The 26,403-nt window shown below is 55.6% G+C and carries 17 protein-coding genes; 7 read left to right on the top strand and 10 right to left on the bottom strand.

The window, feature by feature from the left end; all coding sequences use genetic code 11:
* Position 1 precedes the first annotated feature (1 nt).
* On the bottom strand, positions 2-1,366 hold the full coding sequence (locus BHK98_RS00840; RefSeq protein WP_075711789.1) for a polysaccharide biosynthesis protein: 1,365 nt from the start codon (positions 1,364-1,366) through the stop codon (positions 2-4).
* Between the two features lie 230 nt (positions 1,367-1,596).
* Here BHK98_RS00840 and BHK98_RS00835 point away from each other — a divergent pair, with 230 nt between their 5' ends.
* On the top strand, positions 1,597-3,180 hold the full coding sequence (locus BHK98_RS00835) for a transposase (RefSeq protein ID WP_075711788.1): 1,584 nt from the start codon (positions 1,597-1,599) through the stop codon (positions 3,178-3,180).
* Here the strand turns inward: BHK98_RS00835 and BHK98_RS00830 are convergent.
* The 3 genes from BHK98_RS00830 to BHK98_RS00820 all read right to left on the bottom strand — a co-directional run bounded on the left by BHK98_RS00830 (position 3,122) and on the right by BHK98_RS00820 (position 8,168).
* A complete protein-coding gene (locus tag BHK98_RS00830; protein WP_143404505.1) occupies positions 3,122-3,703 on the bottom strand; it encodes a hypothetical protein in 582 nt (193 codons plus the stop codon). The genes BHK98_RS00835 and BHK98_RS00830 overlap by 59 nt on opposite strands.
* A 249-nt stretch (positions 3,704-3,952) precedes the next feature.
* Positions 3,953-6,562 (bottom strand): glycogen/starch/alpha-glucan phosphorylase, encoded by a 2,610-nt coding sequence (locus BHK98_RS00825; RefSeq protein ID WP_083627987.1) that lies wholly within the window; start codon positions 6,560-6,562, stop codon positions 3,953-3,955.
* A gap of 55 nt (positions 6,563-6,617) precedes the next feature.
* A complete protein-coding gene (locus BHK98_RS00820) occupies positions 6,618-8,168 on the bottom strand; it encodes a glycogen synthase (protein ID WP_083627986.1) in 1,551 nt (516 codons plus the stop codon).
* Positions 8,169-8,404: 236 nt separating this feature from the next.
* Between BHK98_RS00820 and glgB the strand changes: the two genes are divergently transcribed.
* The 5 genes from glgB (at position 8,405) to BHK98_RS00795 (ending at position 16,813) form a co-directional block, all read left to right on the top strand.
* Entirely contained in the window at positions 8,405-10,465 is a 2,061-nt protein-coding gene (glgB, locus tag BHK98_RS00815) for a 1,4-alpha-glucan branching protein GlgB (protein ID WP_075711786.1), read from the top strand.
* Positions 10,466-10,468: 3 nt separating this feature from the next.
* Positions 10,469-11,656, top strand: coding sequence for a glucose-1-phosphate adenylyltransferase (locus tag BHK98_RS00810; protein ID WP_075711785.1), 1,188 nt, complete (start codon positions 10,469-10,471; stop codon positions 11,654-11,656).
* A gap of 20 nt (positions 11,657-11,676) precedes the next feature.
* A complete protein-coding gene (gene glgD, locus BHK98_RS00805) occupies positions 11,677-12,795 on the top strand; it encodes a glucose-1-phosphate adenylyltransferase subunit GlgD (protein WP_075711784.1) in 1,119 nt (372 codons plus the stop codon).
* Positions 12,796-13,081: 286 nt separating this feature from the next.
* A complete protein-coding gene (locus tag BHK98_RS00800; RefSeq protein WP_075711783.1) occupies positions 13,082-14,998 on the top strand; it encodes a glycoside hydrolase family 13 protein in 1,917 nt (638 codons plus the stop codon).
* A gap of 3 nt (positions 14,999-15,001) precedes the next feature.
* Positions 15,002-16,813 carry a phospho-sugar mutase gene (locus BHK98_RS00795; protein ID WP_075711782.1) on the top strand — a complete coding sequence of 604 codons (1,812 nt, stop codon included), beginning with the start codon at positions 15,002-15,004 and terminating at the stop codon, positions 16,811-16,813.
* A gap of 164 nt (positions 16,814-16,977) precedes the next feature.
* On the opposite strand, the gene BHK98_RS00790 is transcribed toward BHK98_RS00795, so the two are convergent.
* The gene (locus BHK98_RS00790) at positions 16,978-17,988 is read right to left on the bottom strand and encodes a Fic family protein (RefSeq protein ID WP_075711781.1); all 1,011 of its coding nucleotides are present in this window, start codon (positions 17,986-17,988) and stop codon (positions 16,978-16,980) included.
* A gap of 673 nt (positions 17,989-18,661) precedes the next feature.
* Complete coding sequence (gene malQ / locus BHK98_RS00785) at positions 18,662-21,445, bottom strand: 4-alpha-glucanotransferase (protein ID WP_158024436.1); 2,784 nt, start codon at positions 21,443-21,445, stop codon at positions 18,662-18,664.
* Between the two features lie 290 nt (positions 21,446-21,735).
* Here malQ and BHK98_RS00780 point away from each other — a divergent pair, with 290 nt between their 5' ends.
* Positions 21,736-22,989, top strand: coding sequence for a glucose-6-phosphate isomerase (locus tag BHK98_RS00780; protein WP_075714868.1), 1,254 nt, complete (start codon positions 21,736-21,738; stop codon positions 22,987-22,989).
* Positions 22,990-23,171: 182 nt separating this feature from the next.
* Here BHK98_RS00780 and BHK98_RS00775 read toward each other — a convergent pair whose 3' ends face one another.
* The 4 genes from BHK98_RS00775 to BHK98_RS00760 form a co-directional block, all read right to left on the bottom strand.
* Positions 23,172-23,414: an RNA-binding S4 domain-containing protein gene (locus tag BHK98_RS00775; protein WP_075711779.1), complete on the bottom strand. Its 243-nt coding sequence runs from the start codon at positions 23,412-23,414 to the stop codon at positions 23,172-23,174.
* 116 nt (positions 23,415-23,530) lie between these two features.
* Entirely contained in the window at positions 23,531-23,809 is a 279-nt protein-coding gene (locus BHK98_RS00770) for an HU family DNA-binding protein (protein ID WP_075711778.1), read from the bottom strand.
* A 38-nt stretch (positions 23,810-23,847) separates the two neighbouring features.
* Positions 23,848-24,672: a nucleoside triphosphate pyrophosphohydrolase gene (mazG, locus tag BHK98_RS00765; RefSeq protein ID WP_075711777.1), complete on the bottom strand. Its 825-nt coding sequence runs from the start codon at positions 24,670-24,672 to the stop codon at positions 23,848-23,850.
* 92 nt (positions 24,673-24,764) lie between these two features.
* A complete protein-coding gene (locus BHK98_RS00760; RefSeq protein ID WP_075711776.1) occupies positions 24,765-26,396 on the bottom strand; it encodes a putative polysaccharide biosynthesis protein in 1,632 nt (543 codons plus the stop codon).
* Positions 26,397-26,403 lie beyond the last annotated feature (7 nt).

The following is a 26,403-nucleotide window of genomic DNA, read 5'->3' as shown; positions in this document are numbered from 1 at the left end:
CTCAGTATCTGTATATCGTATATGTGTCGCATATCTCACGGGTACGCTCTTTAATATCATTCACATTATCATCCGCCGCGGCAATCAGCGCATGCAGACTCTCTTCGAACTTTTTATAATCCATCTCAATCGGTTTCCCGACATGGATCAGTCTGTTTCCGGTCGTGCTGAGCCCCTCTTCATCCATCAGGACTTCTTCGTACAGCTTCTCGCCCGGACGCAGACCGATGATCCGAATCTCGATGTCTTTGTTCGGCCGGTACCCCCTCATTTTAATCAGGCTGACGGCCAGATCGTAGATTTTCACCTGCTTTCCCATGTCGAGGACGAAGATCTCACCGTCTGATGCGTAAGCTCCGGCCTGGAGCACCAGGGAAACGGCTTCCGGGATGGTCATGAAGAATCGCGTGATCTCTCTGTGAGTCACGGTGACCGGACCGCCCTCGTCGATCTGGCGCAGAAACAAAGGAATCACGGAGCCGTTGCTGCCCAGTACGTTTCCGAATCTCACCGCGCCGAACACGGTGTCGGATTTCTTCGCAAAATCCTGAACGATCATCTCACATATCCGTTTGCTCGCCCCCATTATATTGGTAGGCCGCACCGCCTTATCAGTGGAAATCAGAATGAACTTATGCGCACGATACCGGTCCGCCAGCATCGCGGTGTTCAGCGTACCCTTCACATTGTTTTTGATTGCCTCGTTCGGAGACTGCTCCATGAGCGGAACATGCTTATGGGCGGCGGCATGAAATACGATATCCGGCCTGTAGCGGGCAAAAACGCAGTCCATCCGGTCATAGTCCCGCACAGAGGCGATTACCGTCCGTACATCCAGCTCTTCCTGGTAATGGTTCTTCAGTTCCATCTGAATCTCATAGGCGTTGTTCTCGTACACGTCCAGAATAATCAGCTGTCCCGGCCGGCGCTTCGCGATCTGACGGCACAGTTCCGATCCGATGGAGCCTCCGCCGCCGGTGACCAGCACAACTTTGTTCTCGATATATTCATCGATTCCCGCGTCGTTCACATCGACGGGATCTCTGGACAGCAGATCCTCATAGGAAATGTCCCGCAGATTCGAGGAGATATTTCCCTCGAGGCTGCTCACGATTGACGGAAGGATCCTGACGCGGCAGTCTGTACGGCTGCAGATGTCGACCACATCGGAAATATTGTTCTGAGAAGCAGAGGGCATGGCAATCAGAATCTCTTCAATCTTATAACGCTCCGTCAATCTGAGAATATCATCCCGTCCGCCTTCAATCGGCACGCCGTGCAGATATTTTCCCCATTTGCTGCTGTTGTCATCCACCATACAGACAACATTGGCGTTACCGGAGCTGTTGCAGCGCAGCTCAGTCAAATAATACTTTCCCAAAATGCCGGACTATAGGTTAAGCCTGTAATCCAGCCAAATATACCGTGTTACGCCTCAAAGCAAGGCACCAGTTGACAAGCAACCCTGGAAAACAGCTCCTTTTGGCGGCGCAGCACCCCAGAATCTGCGAAAGATTCTTGTAAAAAAGTGCATAAAGCACTACCATATATAGTCCAGATATGATATAATAGGACTATATAAAGGAGTTGATTTTTATGCCAGTACCAGCTGAAATCAGAGCGGTCCCCCGGCCAGTCAATACCGTTGTAGATGACAACGGTGGGGATGGCCCCAAACGCTATGCTGTCCGGCAGCGAGGATCCTCGAAATACGTTCCCGGCGGCAACCCGCAGCCAAAAAACGGCAAGGTTATCGGTCACATTATTGACTACAAGTTTGTTCCTCTCCCCGAAAAGGATCCGGGTGCAGACTTGCCGGACATGTTGTCCTACGGAGCATCTGCTCTGGTCAAGTCTGTGACTGCAGACCTTAAGGAGGATCTGCTTGCGGTATACGACGCATCCGATGTCTATGCAATGATGTCTCTGGCTACCCTCCGGGTTATCAAGCCAGCCATTACAGCGGATCGAGCGCGGACGCATTACCTCAGGACGTTCGTATGCAAAGATTATCCCGGTGCAGCCATGTCCAGGAATTCCATCGGCAGTCTGCTTCAGCGGATCGGGATGAACGGATCCAGACGAAGACAGTTCTACCAGTTGCGAATGAAGGCAACGGCTGCCGACCATCACATTGCCATCGACGGGATGCTGAAGCAGGACAACAGCAAGGTCAATGACCTGTCTGCGTACTCCCGCAAGGCAAGAGTGCGCGGCATCTGCGAGGTATCCGTCCTGTATGCCTACGACATTGAACGGATGGAGCCGGTGTGCGCTGAGGTCTTCCCCGGCAACAGCATCGATGCTAGCAGTTATCCGGCGTTCATCCGTGACAATGACATCCGCAAAGGGATCATTGTCGCTGACAAGGGATTCCCACCAAGCAAGATCAAGGAGGAACTACAGGAACGTCCGGATCTGCACTTCCTCACACCGATCAAGCGCAATGACACACGTATATCGAGCAATGACATGCTCGCTTTCGAAGGCGTGCTGTCCGGCATCGATGCCCATGTGGTCTACAAGAAGAAGCAGATCAAGGGTGGCCGATACCTGTATGCCTTCAAGGATGCCAGGAAGGCATCCGCCGAAGAAGCCTCGTATCTGGCGAATGCTCAGAAGAAAGGAACCTTCTCTCCTGAGAAATATGCTAGGAAGCAGGCAACTTTCGGAGTGATCGTTCTTGAATCCGATCAGGATCTGGAACCAAAAGCCGCATACCTCTGTTACGAAGACCGCTGGCTTTTGGAGATGGTCTTCAATCGGTACAAGAGCGATGAATGCCTGGACCACACCGATGTTCAGGGAGACTTCTCCGTCATCGGCAGCGAATTCATCAATTTCATATCAACGGTTGCCACCTGTCGGATTATCCGCAAGGCCCAGAACGCAGGATTACTCGAGAAGATATCCTACGGCGAGCTGATGGATGACCTGGCATCTGCCTGGCGAAAGGCAGATGCTCCGGAGGAGCCGGCGACTGATGATGGCTATTGGGTTCACACGTTGCAACTCGTATTCGATGAGCTTGAAGCACTCGGTCTGTCAAGGCCTGTGCCGAAACCGGCACCGAAGAAGCGTGGGCGTAAACCCAAGCCCAAGGATGAAACCGAGCCGAAGCCTAAGCGCAAGCGCGGTCGTCCCCGGAAGGATTCAACCCCGTCTGCCGGTACTGTATAGTCCGGCAGATTGGGAATGTATTAGTCAAAAGAGTGGCGCCCGCCGATCCCGCGCCTGCAATCATGGTCCGGATCCGGCGGTCCTCCACGCTTCGCTTTTTTCCGAGATAATATTTCAGAATCCGGATTGACATACGGCTCATGGTCACGAGTACCAGCATAGAAATATAGACCATGAAATAGACGCTTCTCGGCATCATTACCGACAACATCATTTTATAGCAGATCTCAAGGACGATGAGAACTGTAACAGCCTTGAAGATACGGATCAGTTCGTTGATGGACGCATACGACCATACACTGTGATACAGCCGGAAACTCCAGAAAACCGCCAGTGTCAGGATCATATCCACCGGCAGCGTTCGTATCGCCGCAATTTCATACTGAGCAGGAATCGCAGACCAGCTGAAGCGCATTAAAAGACTTACCCACGTGCAGAAAAACACGATCAGTAAATCGATTGCTATCAGGACAGCCTGTCTGAAATACTTTGTTCTTCCTATTTTTTTAATCTCACAAATCATACTCGCTCTGTCAGAGAATTTCACATCACAAAACATCCACCGCGGCTGCGGCTCCAAGAACCCTTGGCCGTGATTAAAAAAACACTGCTATTATTTTATCAGAGGAAGGGCTGACTTTTCAACCCTTTATTCCCGGGGAATATGCGGATATTACCCACTGCAGGCATATGCGGTAAATATACTCCGCATATCCCCACCATGTTCACACAAAATGCACCGAAGATAAATTCCGGAGCAGCATCACCTTCATTACACCGGCCAGACCGGACGGGTATTCCAGATCTGATCCGCGTAGTTCTGAATCGAACTGTCCGCAGCGAACCGGTACGCCTTCGCGATATTCACGACGGACATGGAGTTCCATCTTCTGCGGTCCTCGTAGGCTGCGAACATTTCATCGTGGACCCGGCAGTAGTCCGCGAAATCCAGCAGACACATATACGGGTCGGCGATGCTGTATCCGGGCTGCAGCAGGTAGTCCTTCAGGTTCTGGAAGCTCATGCCGGCGAAGCCCTCGCTCAAGCGGTCCACAGCAGCCTTCAGAACCGGATCACCGCTGTAGACGGCGCCGGAGCTGTATCCCTCCGACAGGATCTTCCGGATCTCCTCGACCCGCTTTCCGAAGATGAAGATGTTCTCCGGTCCGACAGCGTCGTAGATCTCCACGTTGGCTCCGTCCATCGTACCGATGGTGACCGCGCCGTTAATCATCAGCTTCATGTTGCCGGTGCCGCTGGCCTCTTTGCCTGCCGTTGAAATCTGCTCGGAAATATCCGCCGCAGGCATCAGATGTTCTGCCATGGAGACACTGTAATTCTCCAGAAATACAACCTTCAGTTTTTCGCGGATCCGGGGATCCTGCTCGATTTCCTCACTGATTTTGCTGATTAACTGGATCACCGATTTCGCCAGATAGTAATTCGGTGCGGATTTGGCCGCGAACAGATACGTTTCCGGCCGCATATCCAGATTCGGATCCGCCTTCAGGGCCTGGTAGCGGCTGATGATGCGAAGAGCGTTCAGCAGCTGCCGCTTGTATTCATGCAGTCGCTTGGCCTGGACGACAAAGACAGAGTCCGGATCAAGGTCAACGCCCTGGGCGGACTTGACTCTGCCGGCGAAGCGTACTTTGTTGGCGTGTTTAATCTCCTCGAGGCGATCCAGCACAGTCTCGTCCCGGACGAAACGCTCGAAGTCCGCCAGGCGGTGGTAATCGGTTCTGTAATCGGACCCGATGGTCTCGTCCAGCAGTTCTGCCAGCCCCGGATTAGCCTGGCAAAGCCATCTCCGGTATGCGATTCCGTTCGTGACATTGGTAAACTTGTCCGGATCCGCCAGATAGAAGTCATGGAACAGATCATCCTGCAGAATTTTGGAATGCAGCGCGGACACGCCGTTGACCCGATGGGAGCCCAGCACCGCCAGGTTGGCCATGCGGACCTGATTGTCCCCCAGCGGCGAAATATAATCGATTTTCCCCCAGTCTCCCGGGAATTTCTGGTTCATCTCGTCCCGGAAGCGGCGGTTGATCTCCTGAATGATAACGTAGATCCGCGGCATCAGTCCGCGAACCAGCGAATCGTTCCACTTCTCCAGCGCCTCCGCCAGAACAGTGTGGTTGGTGTAGGACACAGTATTGACTACCCGTTCCCATGCGTAATCCCAGGAGCAGCCGTAATCGTCCATGAAGATCCGCATCAGTTCCGGAATGCTCAGAGCCGGATGCGTGTCATTGATGTGGATCACGTTTTTCTTGTGGAAATTATCCAGCGTTCCGTAAGTCTTATAATGGTCCCGGACGATGTTCTGACAGGACGCCGACACCATGAAATACTGCTGCTTCAGCCGCAGCTCTTTTCCCTCTTCAATATTGTCCGCCGGATACAGAACCTTGGTGATCACCTCGGCGCTGTTGTTCTTCTGCGCCGCTCTGGTGAAGTCACCGCTGTTGAAGGTTGCCATATCAAAGCCGTCGGAATCCACGGCCTTCCAAAGGCGCAGCTTGTTTGTGGTTTTAGTCTCATAGCCGGAGATGTACATGTCATACGGTACAGCCTGCACCACTTGAGAGTTCTCCAGATTGAATTTCAGTCCTTCCTCAGTCCAGTACTCTTGATAAGTTCCGTAGAAGGTCACGTTAAAGGGATCGTCCGCATTCTCATTAAGCCAGACGTGACCGCCGGGCAGCCAGTTGTCCGGAAGCTCCACCTGCCAGCCGTCGACGATTTTCTGTTTGAAAAGGCCGTACTCATAACGCAGGGAAAATCCGGTAGCGTCATAGCCGTCGGTCGTCATTGTGCTGAGGAAGCATGCGGCAAGGCGGCCCAGACCTCCGTTTCCGAGACCGGCGTCCGGCTCACAGTCGAAGATCTCCTCCAGTGTCAGATCGGAACCTTTCAGAATTTCCTGAACCTCGTCCATCTCATCGAGATTGAAGAGATTGTTTCGCAGAGACTGACCCATCAGGTATTCCATGCAGATGTAATAAACTTTTTTGACATCATCCTTCTGCTCTGCCTTTTCCTTTGTCTTCTTGAAATCGATGTAACGCCGGCGCAGCTGCTCGTTGACCACACGGGCCAAAGCCTTGTACATCTGCTGTGCGTCGGCTTCCTCCGGCGTGGTGTGCAGGTCGTATTCCAGTACGGTGTTGAGTCTGTCCTTCAGCTTCGCTTCTTCCCGCACCTCCAGCACGGCCTCTTCCACCTTCTTTACAGCCTTTGTCGCCTTCGCCTTCGCTGCCTTCGTCTTTGGTGTCTTGGCTTTTGATGTCCTGGCGGCGGCTCCGGTCTTCCCTGTCCTCCCGGCTTTCGCCGTCTTCGCTGCCGTTTTTTTCTCAGTTGCCTTTTTCTCTGTCATTTATACCCTTCCCTTCATTTTGACTGATTTTTGTCGCTGCGCCTTCTTTGTTCCTTCACCGCTCCATCATGGCCTCATACATCTGAATGTATTGTCCAGCCGCCTTTCGCCAGCTGAAGTCCATCGACAGATCGTGCCGCACCAGCGGCCCCCATTTGTCTTTGTCCCCGCAGCGGCTGACCGCGTTCATCACCGCGTGATAAAAGCTCTCCGCGCCGTAATCGGCAAAAGTGAAACCGTTGCCGTCCCCCAGCGTACAGTCCTTGATGGAATCCTTCAGCCCGCCGGTCTCCCGGACCACCGGGATATCGCCGTAGCGGCATCCGATCATCTGGGAAAGTCCGCAGGGCTCACATCTGGACGGCATCAGCAGAATGTCGCCGGCCGCGTAGACACGGTGGGACTTGGCGGTGTCGAACTCGATCATGGAGCAGACCTTATCCGGATAATTGTACTGCAGGCTCCGGAAATAGTTCTCGTATTCGCCGTTTCCGGTGCCGAGCATGACGAACTGCACGTCATTGTTCCGGAGAACTCCGTCCAGCGTGTGCATGATCAGATCCATGCCCTTCGCCGGCACAAGCCGGGAGATCAGCGTAATCATCGGAACGTCTCGGACAGGAAGCCCCAGTTCCTCCTGGAGAGCGCGCTTGCAGTCCGCCTTTCCCGACGGATCCTTTTCGCTGTAATTCGCCGCGATCAGCGGATCACGGGCCGGATCGTAGGTTCTGACGTCGATGCCGTTCAGAATTCCGGTCAGCTTATGCTCATTGCGGCGGATGATCTCGTCGAGGCCGAAGGAAAAAACAGGGTCCTTCAGCTCCTGTGCATATGTCGGGCTGACCGTGCTCAGCACATTGCAGCTCTCGATGGCACCCTTCATCAGATTCACGTCGCCGCGGAAATCTACAATATATTCCTGATCCTCCGGCAGACCGAGACAGGATTCCAGAACGTCTTTTCCGTAATGCCCCTGGTATTCGATGTTGTGAATCGTGAACACCGTCCTGGTAAAAGCCTTCCGCACCAGAGAATTCTGGTATATGGGCACCAGCGCAGACTGCCAGTCGTTGGCGTGTATGATATTCGGATGAAAATCCGCGATTTCCATGGCGGTGAACACGGCGCGGCTGAAATACGCGAAACGCTCGCAGTCGTCGTAATAGCCGTAGAGTCCGTCCCGCTTGAAGTAATATTCATTGTCGATGAAATAGTACACCGTCCCGTCCTTCTTCAGCTCGAACAGGCCGATGTACTGGTTCCTCCAGGCCACCGGAACTCTGCCCTCTCCGAGGAATTTCATTTTTTTGCGGTATTCGTCGCTGATTTTTCCGTACAGCGGCAGAATGACCCGGCAGTCCATCCTGGTCTTCCGGCTCCTGTTCAGTGCGGCCGGCAGCGATCCTGCGACCTCTCCCAGGCCTCCCGAGGTGGCGAAGGGTGCGCATTCCGGTGTCACAAAGAGTACACTCCGCCTCCGGGCGGGCGGTGTTTCCGCTCTGCGGGCCGCGCGTCTGCGCGGTCTGGGGCGGGTCTTCCCCGCGGGCGGCTGCGTAACCGGTTTCCCTTCCGCCGCGGCTTTCTTTTTCTTCTCTTTATCTGCCATAATGATTCCTTTCCATTATCTGTGCGCCTGTCTGTGCACCGCCGGCGCACGGCGGCTCCGCAGAACAGGTCTTCTGACGACCTGTTCCGTAGGAACATATTATACATCAGGATGTTTCAGACTGCAAATCCCTGCGGAAAACTCCGCAAAACCATCAAAAAACAGGCCCCTCTTATTGAACTCATGTCCGAAATCGAGTAAAATTAAGATATAGACTCAGGGGGAAGGAGTTTGTTATGAGTGCAAAGAAAAAGAGTAAACCGGCGTTCTCTCCGAAGGCCGGAACACAGAGCATGGCGGAGCACCGGTTCTTGTTCCACAAGGGACGGGACTACCGGGCCTATGAATTTCTGGGAGCGCATATTCTCGGCGGCAGCGGCGTAGGTCTCACTCCCGAGGATGTGAATATCCGGGGGACTGAAACCGGTCAGGGAGACGGACAGCCTTCCGCACCCGGCGCTGGAAGCTCCGGCAGGCCGCGCAGAGCCGGACTCTCCGGGGTTGTCTTCCGGGTGTGGGCCCCGCGGGCAGCGGCGGTTGCTCTGGTCGGTGATTTCAACAGCTGGGATCCGTCTGCCAGTCCGATGCAGAGGCTCGATGAGGATGACAGCATCTGGGAGGTGGTTCAGACCGACGCGAAGGAGGGCGATCTGTATAAATATGTGATCACCGACGACCACGGCAGACAGGTCTATAAAGCCGATCCCTACGCGTTCAGCGCGGAAGCCGGCGGGCCCGAGGACGGCCACATGCGCGCCTCAGTGGTCTGGGATCCCTGCAAGCCCTTCCGCTGGAACGATCTGGCCTGGCGCAGACGCCGGGACAGCTGCAATCCCTACCGGTCGCCCATGAACATCTACGAATGTCATCTGGGCTCCTGGAGACGCAAAGAAGACGGCTCCTTCTATTCCTACCGGGAGCTGGCCGGCAGTCTGATTCCCTACGTCAAAAGGATGGGATATACGCACCTGGAGCTGCTTCCCATCATGGAGTACCCTTACGAAGGCTCCTGGGGATATCAGATTACCGGGTACTATGCAGTGACCTCGCGTTACGGCACGCCGGAGGATTTCCGGTACTTTGTGAACAAAGCCCATGAGGCGGGGATCGGCGTAATCCTGGACTGGGTGCCCGCCCATTTCCCCAGAGACGAACACGGGCTGGCCTCCTTCGACGGTTATCCTTTGTACGAGGACAGCGATCCGCTGAAGCGGGAGCACAAAGGCTGGGGAACCCTCGCCTTCGACTTCGGCCGTCCGGAGGTCATCAGCTTCCTCATCTCCAACGCCTTCTTCTACTGCGACGTCTATCATGTTGACGGACTGCGGGTGGACGCAGTGGCGGCGATGCTGTATCTGGATTACGACCGCGGAGACGGGGAATGGCGTCCCAACCGTTACGGAGGGAACAAAAATCTGGAGGCGATTGCCTTCCTTCAGAATATGAACCGGGACGTGCTGGGGAATTATCCGGGAGTCCTCACTATCGCTGAGGAATCCACTGCCTGGCCCAGTGTGACCAGGCCGCCCTCGGTGGACGGCCTCGGGTTCAACTTCAAATGGAACATGGGATGGATGAACGACGCGCTGCAGTATTTCCAGACCGATCCTCTGTGGCGCAGAGGCTCGCACAACAAGCTGACATTCTCCATCACCTATGCATACAGCGAAAACTTTATCCTGCCGATTTCACACGACGAGGTGGTGCACGGGAAGAAATCCCTGCTGGACAAAATGCCCGGCGAATACGAGGACAAATTTGCCCAGCTCCGGGTCTTCTACGCCTACATGTTCACCCACCCCGGCAAGAAGCTCACCTTCATGGGCGCTGAATTCGGTCAGTTTATCGAATGGAATGAGGAACGGGAACTGGACTGGATGCTGCTGGACTATGAGAAGCACCGCAAGCTGCAGAGCTTTGTCCGGGAGCTGAACCACTATTACACGGATACCGACGCGCTCTGGGAAACTGACGATACCTTCGACGGCTTCCGCTGGATCGACGCCGACAACGCCGACGACAACGTCTTCACTTATATGCGGTTCAGCAGAAATCAGAAGACGGTGCTCATCGCCCTGAATCTTTCCGGAAAGGATTTTCCGGAATTCGACATCGGGGTTCCCGCCGCCTCCGCCTACTGGCGCGCGGTCGACACCGACATGAAGCGAAACGGCGGGACGGGAACCAGGCGGAAATCCGTCTATCATGTCGCCGACGGCGGATGCAACGGATATGCACAGCATATCACGCTTCCTCTGCCGAAGTTCTCCGCGATCATTCTCGAAAAGGAGGGATGATTTATGTCAAGAAAGAAAAAATGTGTGGCAATGCTTCTGGCCGGCGGCCAGGGGAGCCGCCTGTCGCCTCTGACCGCGACGCTGGCCAAGCCGGCGGTCTCCTTCGGTGCACGATACCGGATCATCGACTTCTCCCTGTCGAACTGCGTTAACTCGGACATCGACACGGTGGGCGTATGCACACAGTATCAGCCGCTGGAGCTCAACGATTATCTGGGCACCGGCGCACCCTGGGATCTGGATCTCCGCTTCGGCGGACTGCACGTCCTGCCCCCGTATCAGGCGGCCGGCGGCGCAGACTGGTTCCGGGGAACGGCCAACGCCATCTATCAGAATCTGCGCTTCATCAAGAATTACGATCCGGACTATGTACTGATCCTGTCCGGAGACCATATCTACAAAATGAATTACGAAATGATGCTGCAGGAACACATCGACAACAAAGCGGACTGCACCATCGCAGTCATTGACGTCGCTCCGGAGGAAGCCAGCCGGTTTGGCATCATGAACACGGACCGTCAGGGACGGATCATCGAATTCGAAGAAAAGCCGGAGCACCCCAAAAGCACGCAGGCTTCCATGGGCGTCTACATTTTCAACACCGACAAGCTGATCCGCTACCTGGAGGCAGACGAGCAGGATCCGGAATCCTCCAACGACTTCGGGAAAAACATCATTCCCAACATGCTCCGGGACAATCAGAGACTTTTCGCCTATCTTTACAAAGGCTACTGGAGAGATGTCGGTACACTGTCCTCCTTCTGGGCCGCCAACATGGACACCCTCGGCGAGGATCCCGAGCTGCCCCTGAACGACGCAGGCTGGCGGATCTACTACCGCCACAGTTTTGACCATCCTCAGTATGTGGGAGAGCACGGCGAGGTGCTGAACTGCAACTGCGGCGACGGCAACGAGCTGGACGGCCGGGTCGAGAACTCTATCATCTTCAACAACATCATCGTTGAAGAGGGCGCATCCATCAAGGATTCCATCATCATGAGCGATGTCGTGATCCGGCGCGGCGCCCGCGTGGAATACGCCATCATCGACCACGGCACCGTCATCGGGGAAAACGCCGCCGTCGGCGGCAGCAAGGATTCCTGTGATCTGACGGTGGTTGCCAACGAATGCCGCATCGGCAGCCGTCAGACAGTCAAAGCCGGCGAGATTCTGACCGGAGACCGGATATAGAGGAAGAGAGGAGGAAAGTCATGAATGCCGTAGGACTTATATTTGCGGATAATTATGAAGTGGAAATCAACGAACTTACGGAAACACGCACGATGGCCGCGCTTCCTTTCGGGGCCCGGTACCGGGTCGTGGATTATCTTTTGTCCAACATCACCAACGCCGGGATCCATGATGTGGGAATCATCACAAACTCCCGCTATGAGAGCCTGATGGATCACGTCAGCTCCGGCATCGAATGGGACCTGGAGCGCAAAAAAGGCGGGCTTCACTTCCTGCCGCCCTTCTCCTATCACGGCAGAGGGGAACGCTACGAGCACATTCTGGAGGCCATGCAGGCAAACGTGTCCTTCCTGCGCAACTGCGACGAGGAATACGTCATCGCCTGCTCCAGCACCTGCATCGGAAACATCGATCTGGCAGCCATGATGGATTATCACATCAAGACTGACGCCTACATCACGGTGCTCTGCACCCGGAACCCCAGAAACAAGCAGGTCGGCATCCCGACGACGGAATATCTGATGGATCCCACCGGCCGCATCCAGAACATTGAAATCAGCCGGAAACCGATTCTGCAGGGGGCGGTTGTGGGCGCCAATATCTACATCGTCCGCCGGACGGATCTGCTGGAACTCCTGGAAAATTCCGAACGGGAAATGACCAGCTGGCGCAGGGACGTTCTGATTCCTCATCTGAAGGATCGGAAAATCATGGGCTACGTAACCGGCGAAACACTGCTGTACCTCGACAATGTTGTGGCGTATCTGCAGAGCAGTCTGGATCTTCTGGATCCCAACCTGCGGGACGAACTCTTCCATCAGGAGAACCGCCCCATCATCACCCGCGTCGGCGACAGCGCCCCGGCCTGGTACGGACCCCGCTCCAACGTCAGAAATTCTCTGATCGCAGCGGGAACCATCATCGAAGGAGAGGTCCGCAATTCCGTGATTTTCCGCGGTGTGCACATCAAGAAAGGCGCTGTGATTGAGAATTCCGTGGTCATGCGGAACGCCGCCATCGGCGAGCAGGTTCATCTGAATTACGCGATACTGGACAAGAACGTGATCATCAACGATAAACGAATGCTTTCCGGCTACATCACTCACCCGTTCGTCGTCAAGTACGGGGCCGTGATCTGACAAAGCCCGGGGCAGCCCGCACGGGTGCGCGGTGAACAGCGAGCAGCAAAAAGCAGCGACGGGCGGCGAGCACCGCGGACAGCGAACATCGGCGACGGGCACCGCAGACAGCGAACGGCGGCAGCCCGCACGGGTGCGCGATGCTGTGGACAGCGAACGGCGCCCGCCGCCTGATAATCTGACATCAAGGTATGACGGGAGTGTATCGATATTGAAAGAGACCAGTATAGTATTTAATTCGAGGGACGAGCGATATAAATCCCCTTACGGAGCGCTCCGTTCCGGGATGAACATGACAGTCCGCATCCTCGTGGACCGGGATTTGTGCCCCTGGCGCGTCCGGCTCGTCATGCTCTACGACCGCCATCACTACCCCGCCTACTATGAAATGGCGGGAGCCGAGACACCGATAGAAACCGACAATTACATTGAATACAGCGTCAGCCTCCCGGTGGAGGACACCGGACTCTACTGGTACCACTTTCAGGTAGAAACGCCGAACCGGCTGATGAAGATCGGCCGGGCCGATGATAACCGGGCCGAGCTCCAGGACTTTCCGAAGAGCTGGCAGCTGACCGTATACCGCAGAAGCTATGAAACACCGGAATGGATTTTCGGAGGCGTATATTATCATATCTTTGTGGATCGATTCGCCCGGGGAGACAACCCGCGCCTGGAACGCGCCCTCGCCGAGGAACGCGGCGCCGCCGGCGAAAACGGGACGCCCGACCATGGCATTCCGCTCACCTCCAAAATCCGCCGGGATGACTGGGGCGGCGTTCCGCAGTGGCAGCCGGAGGACGGCAAAATTTACAACCGGGACTTTTTCGGCGGGAATCTGGCGGGAATCCGCGAGAAGCTTCCCTACCTGCAGGAGCTCGGAGTGACTTGTCTCTACCTCAGTCCGATTTTTGAGGCCTACTCCAACCACAAATACGATACCGGCGACTACTCCCGAATCGATCCGATGTTCGGCTCGGAAGAGGACTTTCGGGCACTCTGCCGGGACGCCATGTCACGGGGAATACGGGTAATCTGCGACGGCGTGTTCTCCCACACGGGAAGCGATTCCGTGTACTTTGACAAATACGGGCACTTCGGCGGAGGCGGTGCATGGCACAATGTCAACTCCCGTTACCGGGACTGGTATTACTTCCATGAGAACGACACCTATGAATCCTGGTGGGGAATCGACACCCTGCCCCGCCTGAACAAAACCAACCCGGACTATCAGGAATTCATCTGCGGCAGGGACGGCATCATCCGCAGGTGGCTGCGTGCCGGCGCCAGCGGATGGCGGCTGGATGTGGCAGACGAGCTGGATACCGGTTTTCTGAAGGCGCTCGTCCGCGCGGCAAAGTCAGAGAAGCAGGATTCCATCGTCATCGGAGAGGTCTGGGAGGACGCCTCCAACAAAATCTCCTACGGGAACCGACGCAACTACTTCGAGGGCGACAAGCTGGACAGCGTCATGAACTACCCGTTCCGCGCAGGCATCATTGACTTTGTACGCAACGGCAACGCATGGCAGATGGCTGCTACGGTGGATCAGATTATGGAGAATTACCCCTCCGATGTGGTGAACAGCCTGATGAATCTGCTGGGCACACACGACAGCGTCCGCATCCTCACGGCCCTGGCCGGCCGGGATCTGGGTCCCGACCCCTCCCGCGAGCAGCAGGCAAACACCCGCCTGACCGAGGAAGAGCGGCGGCGGGGTCTCCGGATGCTGAAGATTGCCGTGGTCATTCAGATGACGCTCCCCGGCGTCCCCTGCATCTATTACGGAGACGAAGCCGAAACGGAGGGATATAAGGATCCGTTTAACCGCACCTGCTATCCCTGGGGGAGGGAGAACAAAGACCTTCAGGCATGGTACCGGAAAATCATTGCAATCCGGAAATCCCATCCTGTTTACAAACGCGGTCGCTACCGGACTATTGCCTCTATCGAAGGGCTCTACGCCTTTGAGCGTTTCGATTCCGTCGACAGCTGGTACGGCGATGCATTCTCCGACCGTGATCATCTGGATGACAAGCCCTCCAGCCTGATCACCTGCGCCAACTGCGGCGAACGGGAGGCGACGCTGTTTCTGGACAGTGTACGGGTGGATCTGCTGACCGGCGAACGCAAAAAGGAAGAAAAGATAACCGTCTTCCCGGGGGAAGTCATGCTTCTCGCGGAGGACGAGGAAGGAATCTGAGTTATGAATTACATGGAGAAATATGAGCAGTGGCTGGCCAGCGACTGTGTCGATGCGGCCACAAAGAACGAGCTGGAGGCGCTGCGCGGCAACGCGGAGGAGCTGGCAGACCGGTTCTCCGGCATGCTGGATTTCGGAACGGCCGGACTGCGGGGCGTCATGCGGGCCGGGCTGAACGGCATGAACACGTATACGGTCCGCTATGCGACACAGGGCCTCGCGGATCTGATCAACCGCTGCGGTGAAGATGCTGGAAGCGGCGTCACCATCGCCTTCGACTCCCGCAACAACAGTCCGGAATTCGCCTCGGAGGCCGCCTGCGTTCTGGCTGCCAACGGCATCCACGTCAACCTCTTCGAGAGTCTCCGGCCGACGCCCGAGCTTTCCTTTGCGCTCCGTGAAACCGGCTCCATCGCAGGGATCAACATCACCGCCAGCCACAACACAAAGGAGTACAACGGCTACAAAGTCTACTGGTCTGACGGCGCGCAGCTGCCTCCTGAGCACGCCGCGGAGGTTTCCGCTTCTATGGACAAAAACGACATCTTCCGGGACGTCCGCACGATGTCCCGCGAAGACGCGGACGCATCAGGAATGATTACTCTGCTGGGTGCGGAAATGGACGAAAAATATATGGAAAAAGTTCTGGAGCAGTCCGTGGGACGCCGCTATGTAGAGCAGGTGCAGGACACGTTCAGAATCATCTACACGCCCTTCCACGGCACAGGCTACAAAATCGTACCGGAAATCCTGAAGCGCCTCGGCATGAAACATGTCCTGACCGTCCCTGAGCAGATGGTCATCGACGGTAATTTCCCCACGGTCAAGTCCCCCAATCCGGAGAACGTAGAGGGCTTCGACCTTGCCATCCGTATGGCGAAAAAGGAAAATGTGGATCTGATCATCGGCACCGATCCTGACGGAGACCGCTGCGGCATCGTGGTGCGAAACGGCGACTCCTATGAGACTCTCTCCGGCAACCAGATCGGCGTCCTCCTCCTGGACTACCTGATCACCGCCCGCCGCGAATCCGGAACACTGGCAGAAAACGCCGCCGCCGTGAAGAGCATCGTCTCCACCGGCATGGCGAAGAAAATATGTGAGGAAAACGGCGTCACCCTGTTTGAAACGCTGACCGGCTTCAAGTTCATCGGCGAAAAAATCAAGGAATTCGAACGCACCGGCGACTACACCTTCCTGTTCGGCTTCGAGGAAAGCAACGGCTACCTCGCCGGCACCTACGCCCGGGACAAGGATGCGATGGTGGCCAGCATGCTCATCGCAGAAATGGCCTGCCGCTACAAAACCATGGGCATGAACCTCTACGAGGCGCTCCAGCAGCTGTACCGCCGCTACGGTTTCTACCGCGAATCCGTGGTCTCCGTGCAGTTCAGCGGCATCGGCGCACAGGAAAAAATGGCTCAGATAATGAAGGACCTGCGCCACCACCCGCCGGCTTCCATCGGCCTGCCCGTACTGCGGATACGCGACTACCAGGCCGGTGAAATCCGCCGCCTCGGCACGGATGCCAGTGCCGGCGCCGACGCGGCACACGACGAGAACACCTGCACCCGCACGAATACCAGCGCCGACACCGGCGCGGCACACGACGAAGCCGAAGCCCCCGAGCCCACAGGGCTTCCGAAAAGCAACGTACTTTATTACGAGCTGGAGGACGAATGTTCCGCCGTTATCCGCCCTTCCGGCACCGAACCGAAGGTCAAGCTGTACGTTATGGCAAAGGGCGCGGACGCCTCCATCGCCGAATCACGGCTGACCGCCATTCAGGAAGCCGGAAGCCGACTTCTGAAGTAATAAAGCACTAACACAGCTTCCCGAATCGGCTGCAGCGGCGCCGATTCCCGGCAAATCAAAACTGCACGGCGTGCATTGCCATTGCAATGTGCACCGTGCAGCCGTTGTCCCGAAAATACTCCATACGCAGGAACGGACAAATCCATTGCATCGAATTGACCCGCTCATTCACCTTGATCTGTCACTTCCCAGTATCCGTTCTTGCTGGCACCGTGACGGATTATCTTGTTTCTTTCTTTCAGATTTGCTAATATTCTCTGCACCTGCCGCTGCGTCAGTCCCAGGGATGCTGCCAGAACCTTTGCTGTCAGTTTCCCATCCTGCCTGAGCAGAGCAATTACTTTATCCTCATTTGAGGTGACATTTGTTACGACATTTGATACGACATTTGTTACGACATCGTTGTCTTGATTCTCACTGATCTCCTTCAATGCATCACGGATCATCCGCAGCATGAACTCTGCAAACTCTGTTGAATCCCCGGCGTGATCTGCACGACCGAGGACATCGTAATATTCTTCCTGATGTTCATGAACCAATGTCTCCACCGGCAGCCAGGCGAATATCTCTTTCCAGTTCTGAAGAATCAGTGACTGCCAGAGCCTGCCCGTGCGGCCATTTCCATCCGCAAAGGGATGGATGAACTCAAATTCATAATGGAAGATGCAGCTCTTGACCAGTGGGTGCAGTCTGGATTCTTTTAACCATGCCATCAGCTGCGCCATCAGTTCCGGCACATACTTCGCCGGTGTACCGGCATGGATCATCTGATCACCGGCATATACACCGACATTGCCGCTGCGAAAACTGCCCGCTTCTTTCACCAGCCCATCCATCAGCAGTTTATGTGCCAGAAGAAGGTTCTTAACGCTATACGGATCCATAGAGGATACACGCTCATATGCCTCATACGCGTTCTTTACCTCTCGAATATCCTGCGGCGGTCCAAGAACTCGCTTTCCATCAATCAGGTCCGTAACCTGATCCAGAGACAACGTATTCTGCTCAATAGCCAGCGATGAATAAATCGACCTGATTCTGCTCTCTCTTCGCAATACAGGATTCTGACGCATGGATTCATAGGTCGTGATGGATCCGACATATTCACCGATTTCCACAATCAGATTTGTAATTTCTTCCGTCATCCTGAATGGCGGTCTGTAGTTTTCACTCATATCCATCCCCTCCGTCATTTCCGATTCTATACGGGACGGGACAAAGCAAGATGAGCAAGCTCCTCTTTCCCATCTTATTATAACAATCCATGTGTCACATTTTCAGGACTTTGAATTCCCATCCGAAACAATTTCAGCGATATCATCCGGACCACAGTCAGGAGCCCCGCAGATTTTCCGCGACACCTCCGCTGAATGTCGTCTTTCGCATTCACTTAGCGCTCTTAACGCTTGAAATTCGGCTCTTTTAGCATATCACATTTGCTTTCTGTTTTCAATCGAAGCTTGAGCTTTACAACTCGCACATTTTCCATGAAATCCTTGTAAAGGCGCGTATCCCAAAATCAGATAAAATCAGACTTGACTGTTTAATGTAACTGCTCCTCATGATATACCCGAAGTGCCTGCCTAATGCGTGCCCATCCATCGAATATGCTTGAAATATCAGTAATGCAGAAAACCACCGCTTCACGCGATGGTTCTCTGCAAGTGTTGAGTTTTGAGAAAGAATGTTGAAAAGAATGTTTTAAGGTTGTATGCAATTCCTTTTGACAGTTATTACTATACCGGTTTATTGTGACGTCCGTTAGAGGGTTTTTTGTTGCTTTTCGTAATTAATGTGAAGGATTCGTCACAAAATCAGCACTGCCTCCGCAGGCGGCCGTTCTGTCGCTTACAGGTCCTCGAAGGGACGCAGTCCCTCCGTCGCACCTGGTTTTGTAACACAGAGCGCTCCCTCTGCCGCCGCCAGATCGACACATTTCCGGAAGGGAAATCCGCGGAGCATCGCAGCCAGATACGCGGCAATCGAAGTATCACCTGCGCCAAGTCCCGACACCTCCCGCTCCACAGGTTCAGCGCAACGCATTCCGCGGGCGCTCTCCCAGTCCGCCATCGCGCCGTCCGCAAACCCGAGCCGGCTGCAGATATCGCTCATATCATCACAGTTTTCAAAATACATGCCTTCCGCTCCGCACTTAATCAACACGTTACGCGCTCCCAGTCCGCGGCTGGCTCCGGCGAGTTCCTCCGGCGATGCGGCCGGCATACGGAGCATGTACCGAAGCTCGTCGATGCTGGGCACAAAGAAATCCACCAGCGGGAGCACGTTGGTCAGAATCATTTCCCAGTCCTCCCTGCCCGCGTCAGAATCCGGATCCACCGCACAGAGATCCAGCGAGGTTGCCAGACCGGCCCGACGGGCCCTCCGGAAAACACTGACAAGACCCCTGCCTGCGTTTTCATAGAAATGCCGCATCGTCGGCGGATGCCCGAAATGCATCAGACGGCAATCCGGGAATCTCTCCAGATCCAGTTCCGATTCCATATAGGCGTCGTTAGCGCCGGGATTCTGCAGGATAGCCCGGTCCAGTCCCTCCGGCGCCAGAATAAGGCTGTACGCAGTCGCAGCCGCAGAGTCCTCAACGATGCCCGCCAGGGAATCCTTCCCTGCACCGCGAATAAGCATATTTTTCAGCATCGATCCGAAATCGTCCTGCCCGATTTTACCGCACAGAACAGGATCCACTCCGAACAGCTTCATGGCAATTCCCGTGTTTGCGACAGAGCCGCCGGGGCAGATGTCATTGCCCAGGATCCGGGTAATGCCTCCGGGATGGATCACATCAGAGAAATCTTTTGCGCCCCGGGTCACAAACCGCGGACAGATGTCGATACTCAGGCAGCCGAGAACCAGCGCTCCCGGCCGGCGGAAGCGAAGGTCTGTTCCCTTTCCGTCTGCCGACGGTCTCTCGGAGCACGGCGATGATGCTTCGTCATCGGCACGCTCTCCACATGGGATTTTCGAAGGTGTTCCGGAGCACGGCGACGGTTTCCGGCCGTATTTCCCGGTCAGAATCGCGATTCGTTTAGCCAGTGATTCATCGAAAGCGCCTGCCTGCATCTGCCAGCCCCAGTTTCCTTCCGGCGTTCCGGGCAGATTGATACGGGCCTCGCTCCCCAGCCCCAGCCAGTCCTGCATTGGCAGAATACAGGTTTCACAGCGTGTGGAAAGCGCCAGCTCGATCATACCGGACAGCGCATCGGCGGGCTCCAGAATCTCAACATCCGGCAGCGGTATCTCGGTGGTCCCGTCTGCCGCCGGTGCGCCGCTCCCCGGGCAGGCCGGAGCCTCCGCCTGCACTTCGCTCCCGCGGAATCCGGTCAGCGTTCCGAGAGTTTTTTTCAGATACCAGGTGACAAACCGCTGTTTATAATCCGCGATGCTCCGGTACCAGCCCAGCGTCGTATCGTTGTCGTGAGTTCCGGTGTAAACCACGGAATGATCTGTATCATAGCGGTCGGGAAGGTACAGATTCGATTCATCCGAGTCAAAGGCGAACTGCAGAATCTTCATCCCCGGGTATCCGGTCTGCCGGATCATCCGGAACACGTCCTCCGTCAGAAAGCCCAGATCCTCGGCAATGAACCCGGATGCCGGAAATTCCCGCTCAACCTGATGAAAGAAGTCCATGTCCGGGCCCTTCTCCCAGTGTCCGTCCAGGGGATTCTGCGTGGCCGCCGGGATTGAATAATATGACTCAAACCCGCGCATATGATCCAGCCGAATCACATCGAACAGATGAAAGTTCTGACGAAGGCGGGCAAGCCACCACCGGTATCCGGTGCTCCGGTGATGCTCCCAGTCATACAGCGGATTCCCCCAGCACTGCCCTTCCGGTGTGAAAGCATCCGGTGGCGCGCCCGACACATTCACCGGGCGGCGCTCCTCATCCAGTTGAAACAGCTCCGGGTGCACCCAGCAGTCCGCACTCTCATACGCCGCATAAATAGGAACGTCTCCGATAATTTCAATTCCCTTGCCATGTGCGTATTCAGCCAGTTCTTCCCATTCACAGAAAAATTCGTACTGCGTCCACTTCCAGAATTCGAGATCCGCAGCAAGCGCCTGCTTCATCTGCGTCATCGCAGCTTCGTCCCGATTGCGAAGAGGCTCTTCCCACTCCGGCCAGTCCTTTCCGCAGTGCGCATCACGAATCGCCATATACAAAGAAAAATCATCGAGCCACTCTCTGCTGTCCCCGCAGAAACGTTCGTAATCCTCCTTCTCCCTGCCGGTGAGAGTTCTCCTCCGGAAGGCGCCGAAGGCGCGCCGGAGAAGGGCTTTGTGCGCCGGAAGCACAACATCATAATCGATACGTTCGCCCTCGCGTAAATTCAAAGACGCAGGAAGCAGCTCCGCGATGTCCGCGGCGGTCAGCAGTCCTTTGCCGCGAAGAGTTTCCGGATCGATATAGACAGTTTCCCCCGCAAAGCAGGAAACCGGCTGATAGGGCGAATTTCCCCGACCCACCGGACCGAGCGGAAGGATCTGCCAGCAGCTCTGACCGGCCGCCGCCAGACGGTCCACAAACGTCCGCGCTTCCGCCGTAAATCCTCCGATACCGTGCCGGGAAGGCAGCGCGAATATAGGCAGCAAAATTCCACTTTTGCGCATTTCAATTTCTCCTTTAGCCTGATTATGCATGTTCAGCGCGTCCGTCAGACCCGGAAGCGGCCCGGCGGAACGGCACCGATCACAATTAATCTTAACACAAACTGGACTTTTATAACACAGAAGAATATAATAAATTCAAATCATCGTTGTGAAAAAGCAGTCTGCGGACCGGAGTTTCCGGAACAAAGGCAGGCCGGCGCCGAAGCTCCCCGGCAAATCCGGAGCAAAAGCGATTCGGTGTCTGCGCTCCGCAGCAGCGGCAGATGGGAAAGAAGAAACGAGGTGCGAATATGGAAACGAGAACGGACATAAAAGTTGATTTAAAAAATACGGGCATCGAACCGTCGGAAATCGAGGGTCAGCGCGGCGAGGCTCAGGACGCTCTGAACCGGCTCTGGTCCGGCGAACTGGATTTTACCGGCTGGGTCAGGGATCCTCTGGAATTCAGTGATGCTGCCGTGAATGAGCTGATCGATGCGGCGTCGGAAATCCGGGAAAAGTGCGACTATTTCCTGGTGCTGGGCGTCGGCGGCTCCTTCATGGGGGCGAAGGCCGTCGTGGATCTCCTGCAGTCCCCCGACGCGGATACAAAGGTTTTGTTCGCCGGCTATAACTTCAACGCGAGGTACATTCACGATCTTCTGCGTGAAATCAGCGACGGGGATCTGTGCCTCTGCGTGGTCTCCAAGTCCGGCACGACCACGGAAACACTGTCGGCATACGGAATTTTCAAGGAGATTATGCTGGAAAAATACGGTCCGGAAGAGACTGCAGCCCGTACCTATGTGGTTACGGAGCATCGCTCCAATTATCTGTTCGATATGGCAGTCGCCGAGGGATCAAGGATTTTTGACCTCGCTCTGGACATCGGAGGCCGATATTCTGTGCTGACGCCGGTGGGACTTCTGCCCATCGCAGTTGCCGGAATCGATATACGGGCCATTATGAACGGAGCCCGGTCATTGTGCTCCCGGGAGGCCTTCCGCGGCGACGGTCTGGATTACGCCGTCACGCGCCAGGCCTTCGCCGACGCCGGAAAAACCATAGAAGTCTATGAGTTTTTTGATCCGTACTTCGCTTATTTCGGGGAATGGCTGAAGCAGCTGTTCGGAGAAAGCGAGGGAAAAGACGGCAAGGGACTCTTCCCGGCGTCTCTGATGTTCAGCCGCGACCTTCATTCTATGGGACAGTTCCTCCAGCAGGGGACGCCGTGCTTCTTTGAGACCTTCATCACAGTGGACGAGGTCGCGGAGGATGTCGAAATCCCGGCTCTCGCAATGAAGCCCTTTGCCGGAAAAACCATTCAGCAGATCAACCTCTGCGCGGAAAAGGGCGTGCTGGACGCCCATGTCAAGGCGGGGATTCCGGTAATCTCTGTCCGCCTTCCGCGCCTCGATGAAAATACGACAGGACAGCTGCTCTACTTCTTTGAGACGCAGTGCGCCGTCTCCGCCCTGCTCTCCGGAGTGAACCCGTTCAACCAGCCCGGAGTGGAGGATTACAAACGCGAAATGCGTGCGTATATTACTGCTTTAGACAAATAATACCGGCCGGCGCCCGCGTCGTCGGTCTTCTGACGGTGCTCCGGCAGTGCGCCACTTCGGCGCCCGCGTCGCCGGTCCTCTCACGGTGCTTCGGCAGCGCGCCGCTTCGGCGCCTACCCGGAGCACTTTTTTCGCGCCGCCGAATCACACAGCATGCGGCGCGCGGCGTGCAGTGCGGAAACTCACTCCAGCACTTCATACATCCCGGCGGCGTCCTCTTTCCTGACCGACTCCGGGACGGCAGCGACCTTCAGGGTTATCGAACTGTTTCCGAATTCGATATGAATGATGTCTCCGGGCTCCACATCCGTTCCGGCTTTCGCAGGCCGGCCGTTGACGGTGACGCGGTCCTGGTCGCAGGCTTCCTTCGCCACAGTTCTTCTCTTGATTACTCTTGAATTTTTCAGAAATTTATCGACTCTCAATGTATCCTCCCGTTACTGAAGCATTCGCTGTTTTCCAGCTGCAGTCATTTTGCGGTTTTGTATTTTCCGGTCATTACAAAAGGGGCAGCCGCGCTGCCCCTGCGATTGTATCTTAATTATTTGTTGACCGCGTCCTTCAGAGCCTTTCCGGCTTTGAAAACAGGTGCTTTAGAAGCTGCGATCTTGATAACCTCTTCCGGCTTGCGCGGATTTCTGCCCTGACGAGCTTTTCTCTCTCTGGTCTCGAATGTACCGAAACCGATCAGCTGGACCTTCTCACCCTTCACCAGGGATTCCTCGACCGTAGCCAGGAAAGCGTTAATAGCAACTTCCGCATCCTTCTTTGTAAATTCCGTTTTCTCTGCTACCGCAGCGACTAATTCAGCCTTGTTCATTATAAAATCCTCCTTAAACTTTGATTGAGGCGACAAACTTATCCTTCAAGCTCATCCCCAAGCTCTTCGATCTCTGCCAGCGACATCCTGACAACATCTCTGCCTTCCGCGGAGACCTTTTTCTCGACAGCTTCAAACCTTTTGACAAATTCATCCGTCAAGCGATTCAGTGCGTCCTCGGGGTCAATATTTCTGCTCCCTGCCGCACCCGCAATTGAAAAGAGCAGTCTTCCATACATTTCCGCAATTGCCTCATCGCTCACAGACCGATCCGCACACTCCCGAATCCTGCCAAGATCACAGCTCATCTGATCAAGCAGGTCTGCCTCCGATGGTACATCGAAACCAAGCTGCCTGATGCGATTCTGCACCTTGCTGGTCCGAAGCAATGCCGGCAACGCCTTCGGCACTCCTGTAAGCCGATCTGCCAACATGGAATCACCGTGCTCTTCACTCTTCACATTTTCCCATTTTTCAAGGACTTTGTCAATAGTTTTTAGGCTATCTTCTTTGAAAATATGGGGATGCCGGCGGATCATCTTCTCACATTCCCCGTTGATCACATCCACGGCGGAAAACTGCCCGTCGTCTTCTGCGATGACAGAATTCAGCGCAACCTGCAGCATGACATCGCCCAGCTCCTCCTTCAGATTCGCCGTGTCATTTTTGTTCACCGCGTCCACCGCCTCATAGGCCTCCTCGATCATACAGGTCCGCAGCGACTCGTGGGTCTGAACACTGTCCCAGGGACATTCCCGCCGCAGGATCCTGACGATCTCAAACAGACGGCGGCACGCCTCGCCCTCTTCCTCCGCCGGTTCATAGAGCGGCGCGTATTTCTTTTTCAGGTCTGATGTATCCATGGACTTCTCCTTTGCATGTAACAAAATCCGGTCCGGCTGTCCTCGCCGTCAGTGTGCTGCCGATGCTCCCGCGCACGGTCTTCGCCGGCGGGTTAACGGCGGATGAATTTATTCGCCAGACGCGCGAAACGGCCGCCTCCCGGCATGCGCTCCAGCTCCTCCGGCGTAATTGCCCTGACCGCGAAAATCAGGATGACGTAAATGACCATCGCTGTCAGAATCGCCACCGCGGCAGACAGCGCATTCGCCATATTCCCGCTGTGGCCGGCGAGAAGAATCATCATTCCTTTGTACACCCCGAGAGCCCAGGCGGCCATCAGCAGCGCCGCGATCAGCGGTCGGACATACGTCAGACTGATGTTGTGCCGGACGCCGGTATACTTGTGCACGGACAGATCGTTCAGCGTCATCGCGACAAAATATGCCACCAGGGTGCCGATGGCGGCGCCCTTCACGTTAATCACGTGAACGCCGACGGTGAAGTAGGTCACGAACACCTTGAACACGCATCCGATCGCCAGGTTCCGCACCGGAATCATCTGCTTTCCGATCGCCTGCAAGACGCTGGTCGAGGTCTGCATATGCGCCAGAAAGATCACGCCGATGGCGAGAAGCATCATGATGGGCGCCGCCTCCCGGCAGGACTCCGGCTGCTCGAAATACAGCAGCTTCAGAATCGGCTCCGCCAGGAAGAAGAGCCCGAAGGCGCACGGAAAGCCCATGATCATCGTCGTCCGATAGCCCAGCTTGATCGTCTCATTGACCTCCGTCGCATTATTCACTGCGAAATTTCTGGAAATCGCCGGAACCAGACTGACCGCCACCGCCTGTGTAAAGATCTGCGGGAACGCGATAATCGGGTTGCAGTAACCGCCGTAGAGGCTGTACATATGCTCTGTGGCCGCCCGGCTCCATCCGGTCTGCTGCAGCACGTTCATCACGATTGACGTGTCGATAAGGGTCATAATCGGCATAATCTCACATCCGATGATGATGGGAACGGCAATCATCGTGATTTTCTTCGCCAGATATTTTCCGTCCTCCACCATCGGATCTCCGCATTCGATTTTCTGCCGGAATACTTTGTGGTTCAGCAGGAAGATCAGAGCGATGACCGCCAGACCGGCGATCGCGCCCGCCGAAGCGCCGAAGGATGCGCCTGCCGCCGCCTTCACCATGTCCCCGGAGTGGAAGGCGAACACATACGCCAGCGAGAGCCCGACGCCGCAGCGCACCAGCTGCTCCGTGATTTCAGAAATCGCCGTGGGGTTCATGTTCTGCCGGCCGTTGAAAAATCCCCGGAATGAGGAAAACAGAGGCACAAAGAACAGCGCCGGCGCCATGGCCCGCACCGCCAGCGCGGATTTGGGGCTTCCCACCGCCCGGGCGATAATATCCGCTCCGAAAAAGCAGATAATGAAGCAGACCGTTCCGACGCCCAGCAGCAGCAGCGTCGCCACGTGAAAGATTTTGTGCGCGTTGCGGTAGCGTTTCTGCACGATGCTCTCCGAGACAAGCCGTGAAATCGCCACCGGAACGCCGGCGGTGCCGATGACCACCAGCGTGCCGTAAATCGCATAAGCGACACTGTAATACGTCATCCCGTCGCCGATCCAGTTGGTCAGCGGAATCCGGAACACCGCCCCGAGGAGCTTGATCATGACGCCGGCCCCCGCCAGAATCGCCGCGCCCTTCAGGAATTTCTTTTCATTTGAATCTGACATACAGTAA

The organism is Hornefia porci (assembly GCF_001940235.1).
Lineage (GTDB): Bacteria > Bacillota > Clostridia > Peptostreptococcales > Anaerovoracaceae > Aminicella > Aminicella porci.
Note: the sequence above shows the minus strand (reverse complement) of the source record. Positions and strands in the feature narration are given on the sequence as shown.

What these genes read in the sequence shown, in the direction of transcription:
- BHK98_RS00835 (WP_075711788.1), top strand. Translation starts at nt 1,597, where the DNA reads ATGCCAGTACCAGCTGAAATCAGAGCGGTCCCCCGGCCAGTCAATACC.
- BHK98_RS00830 (WP_143404505.1), bottom strand. Translation starts at nt 3,703, where the DNA reads ATGATTTGTGAGATTAAAAAAATAGGAAGAACAAAGTATTTCAGACAG.
- BHK98_RS00825 (WP_083627987.1), bottom strand. Translation starts at nt 6,562, where the DNA reads ATGACAGAGAAAAAGGCAACTGAGAAAAAAACGGCAGCGAAGACGGCG.
- BHK98_RS00820 (WP_083627986.1), bottom strand. Translation starts at nt 8,168, where the DNA reads ATGGCAGATAAAGAGAAGAAAAAGAAAGCCGCGGCGGAAGGGAAACCG.
- glgB (WP_075711786.1), top strand. Translation starts at nt 8,405, where the DNA reads ATGAGTGCAAAGAAAAAGAGTAAACCGGCGTTCTCTCCGAAGGCCGGA.
- BHK98_RS00810 (WP_075711785.1), top strand. Translation starts at nt 10,469, where the DNA reads ATGTCAAGAAAGAAAAAATGTGTGGCAATGCTTCTGGCCGGCGGCCAG.
- glgD (WP_075711784.1), top strand. Translation starts at nt 11,677, where the DNA reads ATGAATGCCGTAGGACTTATATTTGCGGATAATTATGAAGTGGAAATC.
- BHK98_RS00800 (WP_075711783.1), top strand. Translation starts at nt 13,082, where the DNA reads ATGAACATGACAGTCCGCATCCTCGTGGACCGGGATTTGTGCCCCTGG.
- BHK98_RS00795 (WP_075711782.1), top strand. Translation starts at nt 15,002, where the DNA reads ATGAATTACATGGAGAAATATGAGCAGTGGCTGGCCAGCGACTGTGTC.
- BHK98_RS00790 (WP_075711781.1), bottom strand. Translation starts at nt 17,988, where the DNA reads ATGAGTGAAAACTACAGACCGCCATTCAGGATGACGGAAGAAATTACA.
- malQ (WP_158024436.1), bottom strand. Translation starts at nt 21,445, where the DNA reads ATGCGCAAAAGTGGAATTTTGCTGCCTATATTCGCGCTGCCTTCCCGG.
- BHK98_RS00780 (WP_075714868.1), top strand. Translation starts at nt 21,736, where the DNA reads ATGGAAACGAGAACGGACATAAAAGTTGATTTAAAAAATACGGGCATC.
- BHK98_RS00770 (WP_075711778.1), bottom strand. Translation starts at nt 23,809, where the DNA reads ATGAACAAGGCTGAATTAGTCGCTGCGGTAGCAGAGAAAACGGAATTT.
- mazG (WP_075711777.1), bottom strand. Translation starts at nt 24,672, where the DNA reads ATGGATACATCAGACCTGAAAAAGAAATACGCGCCGCTCTATGAACCG.
- BHK98_RS00760 (WP_075711776.1), bottom strand. Translation starts at nt 26,396, where the DNA reads ATGTCAGATTCAAATGAAAAGAAATTCCTGAAGGGCGCGGCGATTCTG.